The following is a 15,154-nucleotide window of genomic DNA, read 5'->3' on the forward strand; positions in this document are numbered from 1 at the left end:
TCAACGACCCTGCGCCGCTTTGGCCGCCTGCTGTTGCCGAGCCTGTTCGGTCAGTCGAGCCTTTTCTTCGGGACTCATCGCCTCCAAGCGCAGGCGGGCCTGGGCGATTTTCTCCAGTTGTCCCGGGCTGTTCTCCTCCGCCCGCAAGGCCGTCGCCAGCGACGCCACGGTCGGATGATCGAAGACCAGTCCCGGATGGATGTCGCACTGCAACAGCTTGCGAATGCCGGCCACCAACTTGATCACCAGCAGCGAGTGACCGCCGGCCGCGAAGAAGTCGCGATCGATGCCCAACCGTTCGAGCCCAAGCAATTGGGCCATGCGCGCAGCGAGCAATTGTTCGAGTCCATCACGGGGTGCGACGCCCTCTTCATCGCTCGTCGCGACGGCCAAATGCTGCAACGCCTGGCGATCGATCTTACCGTTGGCCAGCCGTGGAAAGCGTTCGATCAGGTGCCAATGCTGCGGCACCATCACGCCGGGCAAGCGTGCGCTCAGCTCGGCGCGCACGGTGTCCAGCACGTCCGTAGGCAAGCCTTGCGCTGCCACGATAAATGCCAGCAAACCTTGCTCGGCCGAGGTGGCTGGCACCACCAGCGCCTCGGTTACTTGTGGCAGGCGCAGCAGCTGGGCTTCGATTTCCGCCAGTTCGATACGGAAGCCCCGCACCTTGACCTGCTGATCGCGCCGCCCCTGCAGTTGAATGCCGCCGTCCGGGCGATAACGCGCCAGGTCACCCGTGCGGTAGAGGCGCTGCGCCGGATCGAACGGGCTCTGGATGAACGTCTGTCCATCGGCCCCGGCGTTCAAATAACCCCGGCACAGTTGCGCCCCGCCCAAGTACAACTCACCCGGCACGCCCACCGGTGCCAGGCGTAAATCAGCATCCAGGATATAAACCTGATTGTTGCCCAGCACCTGGGTCAGCGCCGAACAATCCTCAGCGGCACCCTCCAGCGACACCGGATGGATCATCACCCCGACCGTGGCTTCCGTCGGCCCGTAGTGGTTGAACACCCGGCAATCGCTACGCAACCGAGCGATGCGCTCGATCAATGTCGGCGCAATCGGCTCACCGCCGAGCACCAGGGTACGCGGCAATGTCGCCTGCTCGCTGTCGAGCAATGCCGCGAGGTGCGATGGCACGATTTTCAGGCAATCGATCTGTTGCCGCCGCATGAACGTGGCAAACAACGCGCCGTCCTGCATCTGCTCGTCACTGGCAACGTGCAGCGTCGCGCCATTGAACAGCGCGCCAAACAGCGCCGTGTTGCCCAGGTCCGCCGCCACGGTGGAGCTGAAGGCGACATGTGTGCACTGATCCAGCGCCAACGCCTGGCTGGCCTGGGCGGTGTAGTTGAGCAATTGCCGATGCTCGATCACCACGCCTTTGGGCACACCGGTGGAGCCGGACGTAAACAACACATAGGCGATGTCGTTGCCCTTGGTCGCCCGCGCCGGCAAGGGCTCGCTCGACGGACTCAGCCCGGCCAACGTCAGCACGTTACATGGCGGGGCCTGCCACGCCGGCAGGTGCGCCGCATCGGTGACCACCACTGCGGCGCCCGCCTGCTCCAACATCAACGCCTGACGGGCCTGGGGCCATTGGATATCCAGCGGCAGATAGGCCGCACCGATGCGCCATGCCGCCAGCATCGCGATCACCAGATCCGCCGAGCGCGGCAAGGCCAGGGCGACGATCGAGCCCTTACCCAGGCCTTGCTCTTGGAGGCCGAGGGCCACGCGTTCGACCTGCTCATTCAACTGGCCGTAGCTCAAGGACTGGTGGGCGTCGGTCAGCGCGATGGCCTCCGGCGTCCGTAGCGCCAGGTCCGCGATGCGTTGCGGCAGATAGCGGTTATCGTCCAATACTTGCATCGGCGGGTTGATCGCGCGCAAGCGCTGTTCCTCGCTGTGGCCCAGCAGGTTGAGCTGCGCCAGCGGCGTTTGCGCATCCGCCAGGATAGAGGCCAGCAGCACGTCGTATTGTTCCAACACGGTGCTGGCGGTGGCTTTCGAATAACGAGCGTCGGCGTATTGCAGGTCGATCGCGGCAAGCTGCTGGGCATCCTCCAATCGAACCTGCAGCAGTAGCTCAAGCGGATCGGTCCGGACAGGCAAAGACTCCTTCCACTTCAAACCGGCGTCGCTGTAGACGAAACTTGCTCGACCGATCGCGAAACCATAGGCCGGATACGCCGCGTAAGGTGCCAGTTCGGGCACCCAATACTCCTGCCAGGTGCGATGCGCCTCAAGGCCCGCCGCCAACTGCATCAGCCACTCACTGAACGGCGCGTTGGGGGGCAACGGCACGCAAAGCGGCAGGGTCTTCTCGAACACGCCAATGGCGCTGGCGAAGTAGTCATAATCGCTGCGGCTGTCGTGACGCACGCCCACCAGTGCCTGATCGGAACCGCTCAGGCGTCCCAGCAGCACCCACCATGCGCCCTGTAATAACGTCTCCAACGGTTGCCCGAGCTCATCGGCCAAGCGCTGCAAAGCATCGCGCCGGACCGGTTCCAGCTCCAATGAAACACGGGCACTGGCGGTCCCGCTGCCGGCGCGGCGTGCCGCCAGCCATGGCGTGTCGATCTGCGCCTGCAAACCTTGCAGATGTTGCTGCCAATAGGCTCGCGCGGTGGCGGCATCTTCATCCAGGACCACTTCGCTGCGCCATTCCAGGTACTGGGCGAACTCTCCCGGCGCTTCGTCTTCCGAGCACTGGCCCGCATACGCTTGCCCTACCTGTCCAAGCAGCAGGTTCATCGATGGCGCATCGGCACTGTAGCGGGCGATGCCCAGCAGCAGTTGCCATTGCCGTGGCGCCAAACGATAAAGCACCGCCTGGACGCCAGCCGATTCGCCGACCACGAACGCCCGGCCGAGGGTTTCGTTGACCTGTGCCTGGACCTCTGCAACGGGCTGTTCGCTTGCGTTTATCGTCAGCGGGAAGCGCCCGGCCTGGGCAACCTGACGCAAGCCGTGGAAACCTGCGACCTTGACCAACCGCGCCAGCAGCATCGGCTGCTGCGTCGCCAGCCTGTCGAAAGCGCCCTGCAATCGCTGCGGGTCAAGGTCGCCGTCGATAGCCACGCTTACCCAACGCAAGGCCTCGCCAGTGGTCACCGTGCCCGACAATTGCTCAAGGACCCGTTGCTGCTCGGGCGCCAGGGCGAAACCCGCGTCCTGCACGTCCATCATCACCTCGTTCATGCTCCGGTTTCCTCGGTACTGAATACGCCCCGGGCGGATTGCCCGACGGTCGCGGGCCGTTGCAGGCTGGCGTGGTCGTACATATCACCCATGGCGACCACGATCTTGCGTGGCCCTTCGAACGGGTCGCGGGCATGGGCCACCAGCATGTTGTCCAGCAGGATCACATCGCCTTTGCGCCAGTCGAAACGCACCGCGCACGCTTCGTACAACTCACCGATACGCGCCATCACCTCGTCTTCGATCGGTGTGCCGTCGCCGTAGTAGACATGCCGGGGCATGCGGTCCAGGCCGTACATCGACAACAGGTCCTGGCGCACGTCCGGCTCCAGCCAATGGATGTGATGCAACTGCACTTGGTTGAAGAAAGATTTTTCCCCGGTGATCGGGTGCGTGATGATTGCCGGCCCTGGCGTACGGGTTTGCAATTCATCGTTATCGAGCCAACGCCACTGGATGCCGCCGGCCCGGCAACGGGCCTCCACTTCGCGGCGATCCTCGGTCTTGAAGAAGTGCTGCCACGACACGTCGAGTTTGTCGGTGAAGGTGCGTACGTAGAGCAGCCCCTTGTCCTCGAATTTTTCGCGCAGGTCCGCCGGCAGTTTTTCGTACATCAGGCGGCAGTCCACCACCGGGGTCGCGCCGCCCACGGGCGCCGCTTGCTCGCAATAGAACATCTGCTTGCGCGGCCAGCGATCCTGGTGGGAGCTCTCGTTGTGGAACAGGATCATCTTGCGTTCCGGGTATGGCGTGGAACGGTAGGTGTTCTTGCCGCCTTCCTTTTTCGGCAAATCGCCGTACTGGCCGTACAACCCCGGTTGAATCGCTTCGGCGAACGCTTCGAAACCCTGGATGCCGTCCAGCTCGAAACCACGGAAGAGGATGCCAGCGTGTTCGGCCAGCTTCTGCTCGATCAATGGCCGGTTTTGCCGGATCCACTCGATAACGTCGAGGTGCGGGTCGCCGGGCTCCAGCATCAATGGGAACCGCTGTGGCGCTGCCACCAGGGATTCACGCACCAGCGCCGGACGCGGCCGCGCGGCCGGTGTCGCCGATCGCTTGAGGAACTTGCCCAGTTTGTCGGCCTTGGGCCCCGGGACGTTGGCAGGCGTGGCGGATGTCGCCACGTTGTCGACTGGCATGCTGATAGCTCCCAATTGAATATCCTGATCAGCGACGATCTGTTCCAACAGGGTCGTCCAGGCCCCGATCAGGTACTGGACGCGCCCATGTCCGAACAAGCGTGTGGCGAACTGCCAATTACCGCGCAATTGCCCTTCTTCTTCGTCAACGAACAATGCCATGTCGAATTTAGAATGGTTCTGCAGCGCTGGCAGGAACTCCACGCTCAAGCCCGCCATGGAGCGCGTGCGCACCGGCACGTTGTTCATCACGAACAGCACCTGGAGCAACGGGTTCATGCCTTTGTGACGAGGCACGCCCGAGGCATCGACGATCTGGTCGAACGGCAAGTCCTGATGCTCCAACGCGCCGAGCAAGTCGTCCTGGGTCTGGGCCAGGAACCGCGTGAACGTCATGCCCGCATCGAAGCGCGAGCGCAGCGGCAATACGTTGACGAAGAAGCCGATCAAGCGCTCCAGCTCCGGTTGCTCGCGCCCCGCCACGTCAGCGCCCACCACCAGATCCTGCGCGGCGCAGAGGCGATGCAACAACACTTGGAACGAGGCCAGCAGCGTGCTGTACAGCGTGACGCCGGCTTCGCTCGATAACCGCCGCAATGCCGCGCTGAGTCCGGCAGACAGTTCGAACTGCAACGCATCGCCCTCATACGACGAGGTCTGCCCGCGAGGGTTGTCCAGCGGCAGGTCGAGACGCCCGTTGTAGCCATCGAGCCGTTGCTTCCAATAGTCGGCCTGGCGCGCCAGTACGCCTTGCTCTTCCAACGCCTGTTGCCAGAGGGCGAAGTCATGGTATTGGACCTCCAGCGGCGCCAGCGGCATCGGTTCATGGCGCGAAGCGGCTTCGTAGATCTGCACCAGTTCGTTGATCAACAGCCCCATCGACCAGCCATCGGAAATGATGTGGTGCATGGCGTACAACAACACGTGTTCGGTGGGGTTCAGGCGCAGGATTCGCCCACGCAGCAGCGGCGCCTGCTCCAAGTCGATCGGCGTGCGAGCATTGTCCAGCGTCGCCTGGGCCACCTGTTCCAGCTGGGCACCGGGCGATAGATCGCAGAGATCGACCAGCGGGAAATCCAACCGGACTTCGTCGGCAATCAGCGCCAGCGGATCGCCTTCGTCGTCCTGGACGTACGCGGTGCGCAGTACGGCGTGACGGCGCGTCACTTCGGCAAAACTGCTCATCAGGCGTTCGACCGATAACTCGCCGCACAAGCGCAGGGCCATGGGCATGCCATACGCGGAAGTGCCACCGGACAGCTGCTCGGCGATCCACAACCGCCGTTGCACCAGCGACAGCGGAGCCGATTGCCTTGGCCCGTGGGCCTTGAGCCGGACCTTGCTGGAGTCGCCGGCGCGCACGCTTGCATCACCGGTCCCGCTCATCAGCGCCGCCAATGCGCTGAGGCGTGGATGATCGAACAGATCACGCAAGCTCAGCGGATAGCCCGTGAGTTTGCGCAGCCGAGAGATGGCCTGGGTCGCCAGCAATGAGTGACCGCCGCGCTCGAAGAAATGATCGTTGCGACCGACTTGTTCCACTTCCAGGACTTCACGCCAGACGTCGGCGATCTGTTGCTCCAGTTCGCTTGCGGGTGGCGCGTAACCGTTTTGCGTCGCCCCGGTTTCCACAGCCGGCAACGCCTTGCGGTCGAGTTTGCCGTTGGGGGTCAGCGGCAGGTGATCGAGGAACAGCCAGTGCGCCGGGATCATGTAGTCGGGCAGATGCTCCTTGAGGCGGGCTTTGAGTGGATCGCGCAGGGTGTCGGCATCCGCCGAAGCCACCACATAGGCCACCAACTGCTGCCCGCCCGGCCCTTCTTGGGCCAGCACCGCCACCTCCTTGACCTCGGGCTGCTGCAACAGTCGCGCCTCGATTTCCCCCAGCTCGATACGGAAGCCGCGGATCTTCACCTGATGGTCGATGCGGCCCTGGTATTCGAGCACGCCGTCGGCGCGATAACGGCACAGGTCGCCGGTGCGGTACAGGCGTTCGCCGGTGGTGGAGAACGGGTTGGGCACGTATTTTTCGGCGGTCATCGCCGCGCGGCCAAGGTAACCCCGGGTGATGCCCGCGCCGCTCAGGTACAGCTCAGCGGACACGCCCTGGGGGACCGGTTGCAGGTTGGCGTCCAGCAGGTAGCTGGCGGTGTGCTTGAGTGGGCGACCGATATTGGCCGTGCCGCCCTGGGTGCGGCGGGTCCAGGTTGAATAGGTGGTGTCTTCCGATGGGCCATAAAGGTCATAGACATGCTCAATCCCCTGTGGGAGCGAGCCTGCTCGCGAAGGCGTCCTGTCAGTTTGCATCGGATTGCCTGACCCACCGCTTTCGCGAGCAGGCTCGCTCCCACAGGTTAGGGGTGTTGGGTAGAGGGCATCCACCAGGCTTTGCTTCAGCGGCTCACCGGCCAGGTTGATGATGCGCACGCTCTGCGGGATATCCCCACTGCGCTGCAACGCCGCGATGGCCGAGGGTACGGTGTTGATCAGGCGCACCTGGTCGCGGGCCGGCAGGTGCGGCAGTTCCAGGGCATTGCGAGCGATGATCAGCGAACCGCCGTTGGCCAGGGTCACGAACAGCTCCCACACCGACAGGTCGAAACACACCGAGGTCGAGGCCAGCACGCCTTGGATGTCGTCGCGGCTGTAGACGGTTTTCGACCAGTCGATCAGCGCCAGAACGTTGCGGTGGGCGATGGCCACGCCTTTGGGTTTGCCGGTGGAGCCGGAGGTGTAGATGACGTAGGCGAGGTTGTCCGCTGAAACGTGAGTAACCGGTGCGCTCAATGGATAACGTGAAAGGTCGAGTTGATCGAGCATCAATACTCGGGTTCCGGCCGGCTCCGTCAAAGCCACAGCCTGCTCGGTCAACAGCACCTTCGCCCGACTGTCGTCGAGCATGTAGGCCACGCGCTCGGCCGGGTAATCCGGGTCCAGCGGCACGTACGCGCCGCCAGCCTTGAGCACCGCCAGCAAGGCGATCAGCAGTTGCTCGGAGCGCGGCATCGCCACGCCCACGCGCACTTCCGGGCCGACGCCCAGCTCGATCAGTTTATGGGCCAGACGATTGGCGCGGCCGTCGAGTTCGCTGTAGCTCAGGCGAATATCATTGAACGTCACCGCCAAGGCATCCGGCGAGGCTTCGGCTTGGCGAGCAATCAGTTGGTGAACGCAAACGTCTTGCTCGAAAGGCGCATCCACCGGATTCCAGTCATGGGTCAGGCGCTGGTGTTCATCGAATTCCAGCATCGACAGTTCACCCAAGCACAGCTCGCCATTAGCCGTCATCTGTCCGAGCAACTGAGCCAGATGCGCCGCCAACCGCTCCACGGTAACCGCCGAGAAACTCGCCCGCTGATAACTCATATGCACCGACAACTGCCGCTCCAGCCCCACCAACAGCGTCAACGGATAGTTGGTCTGCTCCTGGGTGATCGGCGAACCAAAACGCAAACCGTCCGGTGCTCCCTGCTCCAGGGCCTCGGCGATCGGGTAGTTCTCGAACACCAACAAACTGTCGAACAACGCGTCGCCGCCCTGCCCGGCCCAGCGCTGGATGTCCAGCAACGCGGTGTGCTCGAACTCGCGCAAGGCGAGGTTCTGCGCTTGCACCGCTTGCAGCCAACTGTCCAAAGACTGCTCGGCCCGAGGGCTGGCGATCACCGGCAAGGTGTTGATGAACAAACCGATCTGCTGCTCGATGCCAGGCAGGTCCGCTGGGCGACCGGCCACCGTCGCACCGAAGGCAACCGTTTCCCGACCGGTGTAACGCTGCAACAGCAGCAACCACGCCGCCTGCACCAGCGTGTTCACCGTGACTTTCGAGGCACGCGCGAAGGCTTCCAGGCGACGGGTCAGGGCTTCGTCCAACACCTGCACATGATCGCCATAACCAACACCAGCGTCCGTGGGTTTGGCCACCGCGTCAGCCAGCCGCGTCGGCGCCTCCAGGCGTTGCAGCAAAGGTTTCCAGAACGCTTCGCTGACCGCCGCGTCCTGGCGTTGCAGCCAGGCGATGTAGTCCCGATAACGACCGCCCGATACGGCAACGGACTGCCCGCTGTAGCGTTGCAGCACTTCGCCGAGCAACTGCGAGTTGCTCCAGCCGTCCATGAGGATGTGATGGCAGGTGTAGATCAGGTGATAACGATCGTCCGCCACGCGCACGACCACCAACCGCAACAACGGCGCCGCGTCCAGGGCAAACCCTTGTTGGCGCTGGGCCGTTGCGAGGTTTTCCAGACAGTGAGCCAGGTCAGCATTTGCGCGCCCGTCCTCAAGCTGCAACACAACGTCGACGCGCTTGTACACCACCTGCAATGCATGCTTGAAATCGCCGTCCCAGACAAACCCGCTGCGCAGCACGTCATGGGTATCCGTGGCCGCCTGCCAGGCCAGGCGGAAGCGTTCGACGTCCAGCCCTTGGACCTCCACGCGCATCTGGTTGATGTAGTGGCCGGCCTGTTGCTCGTACAGCGTGTGAAACAGCATGCCCTGCTGCATCGGCGACAGCGGATAAAGGTCCTCCACCTCTCGCGCCACCAGCGGCAACGCGTCCAATTGCTCCTGGTTCAGCCCGACGAGGGGGAAGTCCGAGGGCGTGAAGCCGTGGCGTTCGGTCTGGCAACAGTGGTCGATCAGCGCCCGCAATTCCCGAGCGTAATCCTCTGCCAGCGCCTGGATCGTCGCTTCGTCGAACATCTGCGTGCTGAAGCTCCAATCGATGCTCAACTCGCCGGCATAGACGCTGCCATTGAGTGTCAACCAGTTATCCAGCGGTGCCAATGGACTCTGCGCCGCGCCCGCCGATTCGCTGGCCGGGACAAACAGCCCATTGGCCGCTTCGTTGAAGCCGCTGTCGAACTGCCCCAAGTAATTGAAGGTGATGCGCGGCACCGGCAGTGCCGCGAGGGCACGACGCGTCGGTTCATCGCCCAGATAACGCAGCACGCCGAAGCCAAGCCCTTTGTCGGGGATCGCCCGCAGTTGCTCCTTGATCGCCTTGATCGAGCCTTCGGCGGTCGCCGTCGGGGTCAGACGCACCGGGAACAGGCTGGTGAGCCAACCCACGCTGCGGCTCAGGTCCACATCATCGAAGAGGGCCTCGCGGCCATGGCCTTCCAACTGGATCAAGGTCGACGCCTGGGAAGTCCAGCGGCCGATCACCCGGGCCAGCGCCGTCAATAGCAGGTCGTTGACCTGGGTGCGATAGGCCGCGGGGGCTTGCTGCAACAATCGTTGTGTCAGTGCTTTGTCCAGCCGCGTCTGGACTTGCGCCCCATGACACCTACGCAAATCACCGTGAGGGTAGTCGCAAGGCAGGTCGGGGCGAGCGCCGTCCAGTTGCGCCTGCCAGTAAGCGACTTGGCCTTGCAACGCCGCACTGCTGGCATGGGCCTGCAACCGTTGCGCCCAAGTCTGTGCAGACGTGGTCTTGGCCGGTAACGTCGGCATCTGGCCGGCCTGCAATTGGTCGTATGCCTGTTGCAAATCTTCCAGCAGCACCCGCCAGGACACGCCGTCCACCACCAGGTGATGAATCACCAATAACAACCGCTGGCTGCCATCGGCCAGGGTCACCAGGACACCGCGCAGCAGCGCGCCACTGCCCGGTTCAAGACTGCGCTGGGCGTGTTCGGCCAGGCGTTCGAGGGCCGGCGCGTCGGGAACCTCGGCGGCCCACAACAGCGGCGAGCGTTGCCACAACGCACGTTGATCGGCCAGGGTGTTATGGCGAGCGATCCAGGCGCCATCCTCATGGGAGAAGGCCAAGCGCAACGCATCGTGATGTTCGACCACGGCCTGCAACGCCTGCTCCAGATGCCCGGCGTGCACCGGCCGCACGCCTTTGAGCAGTACCGACTGGTTCCAGTGATGGGGCTCGGCCATGGCCTGCTCGAAAAACAACTGCTGGAACGGCAGCAGCAGCGCCTCGCCTGTCACCGGGCCCTGGTCGATGACCGGCCCGCCGTCTCCCGTTGTCGCCACGCCGGCCAAACCCTGGATGGTCTGGTGCAGGAACAGGTCCTTGGGGCTGAAATGAAGGCCGGCCTGCCGGGCCCGGCTCACCACCTGAATGGAGATGATCGAATCGCCGCCCAGTTCGAAGAAATTGTCGGTCACACCCACGCGCTCGCGTCCAAGCACACTTTGCCAGATATCGACCAGCGTCTGCTGCTGCGCCGTCATGGCTGCGATGTAGGCCTGGGGATGGGCGCTCGGCTCGGCCTTGGGCAGTGCCTTGCGCTCGAGCTTGCCGTTGGGGCTGACCGGCATTTTTTCCAGCCACACCCAGTGTTGCGGCACCATGTAGTCGGGCAAGGATTGGCTCAGATGTTCCCTGAGGCGTGCTTGCAGCGCCTGGCGAACGGCGCCATCGGCGGCGAGCAGCTCGGCGCGCGCCGGCACCAGATAAGCCACCAGCAGCGTGCCGTCCTGGGCCAGGACCACGGTTTCGCGCACGGCATCGTGTTCGGCCAGGCGCGCTTCGATTTCACCCAACTCGATGCGCAGGCCACGGATCTTCACTTGATGGTCGATCCGCCCGGCGTATTCGATCACGCCGTCGGGGCGATAGCGCGCCAGATCGCCGGTCCGATACAAGCGCTGACCATGGCCGAACGGCCCGGTGACGAAGCGCTCGGCGGTCAACGCCGCGCGTCGGTGGTAACCCCGCGCCAGCCCTTCGCCCGCCAGATACAACTCGCCGGTCACCCCCACCGGAACCGGCGACAATTCATCGTCGAGAATGTAGGTGCCGAGGTTGGCGATCGGTTGGCCGATGGGCACGCTGTCGCGGCCCTCCTCGACACAGGTCCAGTGAGTGACGTCGATGGCCGCCTCGGTCGGGCCGTAGAGGTTGTACAGGTTGGCGTTCGGTAATTTAGCGAACACCTGCTGCTGGGCATCCACCGGCAGCGCTTCGCCGCTGCAGACGATCCGCTTCAAACCGGTGCATTCAGCCACGCGCGGGTCCTGCATAAACGCCTGGAGCATCGACGGCACGAAGTGCAGCGTGGTGATGCCCTGGGCCGTGATCAAGTCGATCAACTGCGCCGGGTCACGGTGGGCGCCCGGCGCGGCCACCACCAGCGTCGAACCGGTCAGCAGCGGCCAGAAGAACTCCCACACCGACACGTCGAAACTGAACGGTGTCTTTTGCAGCACGCTGTCCGGGGCATCGAGGCCATACGCCTGTTGCATCCAGCACAGCCGGTTGACCAAGGCACTATGGCGATTGCCCGCACCCTTGGGCTTGCCGGTGGAGCCGGAGGTGTAGATCACGTAAGCCAGGTTCTCGCCGTGGACTTCGACGCCTGGATTGCCGACGCGGCTGGCATACAAGCCGTCATCGGGCAGGTCCAGCACCAGGCTGTGCAGCCCTACCGGAATCGGTAAGGAATCGATTAAATGTCGCTGAGTCAGCAGCAAGCCGATGCCGCTGTCGTCGAACATGTAGGCCAGGCGATCGCGCGGATATTCGGGGTCCAAGGGCACGTAGGCGCCGCCGGCCTTGAGGATCGCCAACAGCCCCAGCACCATCTCCACGGAACGCTCCACGGCGATGCCCACCAGTACGTCGGGGCCGACGCCCTGGTCGATCAACCGATGGGCCAAACGGTTGGCCCGGGCGTTGAGTTCACGGTAGGTCAGGCGCTGCTCGCCGAAGACCAGCGCAGGCGCGTCCGGGGTCCGGCGCACTTGCTCCTCGATCAGGCTTTGCACGCTGCGGTCGAGTGGGTAATGCTGCGCCGTCGCGTTCCAATTGCTGAGCATGTGCCGGCGCTCGTCCTCATCCAACAGCGCCCACTGCACCACCGGGCGATGCAGGTCGTGCACCAGCTCGTGCAACAGGTTGAGCCAATGCCGGGCCATGCGCTCGATGGTCGCCGGTTCGAACAGATCCGTCGCGTAGGTCAGGGCCGCGTGCAAGCCCTGCGGGCCTTCGACCGTGTCCAGGCTCAGGTCGAATTGCGCGGTACGCTGCGTCCAGCCCAGGGGCTCGACGCAAAGGTCCGGCAAGGCATTGGCGAACGCCGAATCGGTTTCGTTGCGGTGGTTGAACATCGCCTGGAACAACGGGCTGTGGCTGAGGTTGCGCTGCGGCTGCAAAGCATCCACCAGTTGCTCGAAAGGCAGGTCCTGGTGCATCTGCGCGGCCAGGGCCGTCTGCTTGAGCTGCTGCAACAGAGCGGCGCCGGTCAGCCCATTGTGAAACTCGCTGCGCAGGACCTGAGTGTTGACGAAGAAACCGATCAGTCGCTCGGTTTCCAGTCGTTGACGGTTGGCGATCGGCACGCCGACGCGGATGTCGGCCTGGCCGCTGTAGCGGTGCAGCAGCGCCTGGAAAGAGCCGAGCAACAGCACGAACAGCGTGACGTTTTCCCGTCGGGCCAGGGCCTTGAGGTTCGCGCTCAAGGCAGCGTCCAGCCTGATCGGCAGGCGTGCGCCGCGCAGACTTTGCTGCGCCGGGCGCGGACGGTCGGTGGGCAGTTCCAGCAGCGGTTGCTCACCGCCCAGTTGCCCGGACCAATAGGCCAATTGGCGATCCCGCTCACCGGCCGCCATCCATTGCCGCTGCCAGACGGCGTAGTCGGCGTATTGCACCGCCAATGGCGGCAGATGCGCTTGCTGGCCTTGGACGAACGCCGAATACAGGCTCATCAGGTCATCGACCATCACCTGCAAGGACCAGCCATCGGAGACGATGTGATGCAGCGTCAGCACCAGGATGTGATCCTGCTCATCCACCTCCAGCAGTGCCACGCGCAGCAATGAATCGGTCAACAGATCGAAGGGGCGCTGTGTCTGCTGTTCGACAAAGGCCTGGATCTCATCCTCTTCCAGGCGCTGCTCGACGAAGTCGACCTCACCCTGTTCGCGAATGACTTGGCAGGTGCGGCCATCCTCTTCGGCGAATACGGTGCGCAAACTTTCGTGACGCGCCACCAGCGCGGCGAAACTCTCGCGCAGCGCATCCTTGTCCAGCGTGCCGCGCATCTGCAGGGCCGTGGGGATGTTGTAGGCGGCGCTGTCCGGGTCCATTTTCCACAGGAACCATTGGCGTTCCTGGGCAAACGACAGCGGCAGTGGCGCATCGCGAGGCACCGGCACCATTGCCGGAGCCTGTTCGCCTGGCGTGGCCTCGAAGGCTGCGACAAACGCCTGCAAGGTGCTGTGTTCGAACAGGCTGCGCAGCGGCACCTCGATGCCCAGCACCCGACGGATTCGCGAGACCACTTGGGTCACTAGCAGCGAATGCCCGCCCAATTCGAAGAAGTTGTCCTCCAGGCCCGCGCGCTCAAGCTTGAGCACGTCCTGCCAGATCGCCGCGACTTGTTGCTCGACCTCACTGCGAGGCGCCACGTAGGCCTGTTGCAGATCGCTGGCGTCGGGCGCCGGCAAGGCCTTGCGATCGATCTTGCCATTGGGTGTCAGTGGCAATCGGGCCAGGAACAACAGGTGCGCCGGGACCATGTAGTCCGGCAACTGCGCCTTGAGGGCTGCCTTGAGCGCGACGCGCAACGGCGCATCGGGCTCCGGCACCGCGCCGCTGGCAGGCACGACGTAGCCCACCAGTTGCGCACCGGTCGGGCCCTCGTGGGCGACCACCACGGTTTCGCGCACGCTGTCCTGGGCCAGCAGCGCGGCTTCGATTTCCCCGAGTTCGATGCGCAGGCCGCGGATCTTCACCTGATGGTCGATGCGGCCGAGGTATTCGACCACGCCTTCGGGGCGATAGCGGGTCAGGTCGCCGGTGCGGTACAGCCGTTCGCCGGCGGTGGAAAACGGGTCCGGTACGAAGCGTTCGGCGGTCAGCCCCGGGCGCTGGAAATAACCACGGGCAAGGCCGGCGCCGCCGATCAGCAGCTCACCCGGCGCGCCGGGCGGATTGAGGGTCAGGTCGCCGCCGACGATGTACAGCGCGGTATTGTCCAGCGGCTGGCCAAGGAACGGCCGGTCGCGCTCGGGGCTCAATGGATGCGCGGCCGACCAGATGGTGGTTTCGGTAGGGCCATAGAGGTTCCAGAGCTTTGGCGAAAGCGCCAGCAGTCGCTGCGCCAGTTCCTGGGGCAAGGCTTCGCCGCCGCACAGGAATGTCCGGCCGGCGAGCACCGATGCCCGCTCATGGTCGAGCAGCATGCGCCAGCTCGACGGCGTGGCTTGCAGCACGCTGATGTCGTGATGCTCGACCAGCGCCAGCACCGCTTGCGGATCCTGATGCACGTTCTGCCCGGTCAGGACGATGCTGGCCCCGGCGCAGAGCGGCCCGTAGATTTCCAGGCCGAAAATATCGAAGGAGAAGGTCGTCAGCGACAACATGCGATCGCTGGCCGCGAGTCCCGGCTGGGCGATCATGCTGGTGATGAAATTGCTCAGCGCACCATGGCGCACCATCACGCCCTTGGGCTTGCCGGTGGAGCCGGAGGTGTAGATTACGTAGGCCAGGTGCTCGCCGGTCGGCGATACGGCCGGGCAGGTTTTCGGAGCCTCTTGCAGCGCGGCGTCCCGCTGATCGAGCAGCAGGGTCCGGAGCGTCGACGGGATCGGTAATCGCGCCTGCAAACGGGCCTGGGTCAGCAGCAACCCGATGCCGCTGTCTTCGATCATGTAGGCCAGGCGATCCTCGGGATACGCCGGGTCCAGCGGTACGTAGGCGCCGCCGGCCTTGAGGATCGCCAGCAGGCCGACAATCATCTCAATGCTGCGCTCCACCGCGATGCCCACCAGCTCGCCGGGGGACACGCCCAGATCAATCAAACGGTGGGCCAGTTGATTGGCGCGGGCGTCCAATTGCC

The 15,154-nt window shown here is 64.2% G+C and carries 2 protein-coding genes (1 of these 2 running past the window's edge); both read right to left on the reverse strand.

Annotation, left to right across the window (positions count from 1 at the left end; translation table 11 throughout):
- Nucleotides 1-3,213 (reverse strand): non-ribosomal peptide synthetase, encoded by a 3,213-nt coding sequence (locus DOCECA_RS14085; RefSeq protein ID WP_445570703.1) that lies wholly within the window; start codon nt 3,211-3,213, stop codon nt 1-3.
- Nucleotides 3,210-15,154, reverse strand: the 3' portion of a protein-coding gene (locus DOCECA_RS14090; protein ID WP_445570704.1) for a non-ribosomal peptide synthase/polyketide synthase. Its footprint extends 1,618 nt past the window's final position; only the last 11,945 of its 13,563 coding nucleotides appear in the window; its start codon lies beyond the right edge, outside the window; it ends in the stop codon at nt 3,210-3,212. The genes DOCECA_RS14085 and DOCECA_RS14090 overlap by 4 nt, the downstream gene beginning before the upstream one ends.

The organism is Pseudomonas sp. E102, from assembly GCF_052660185.1.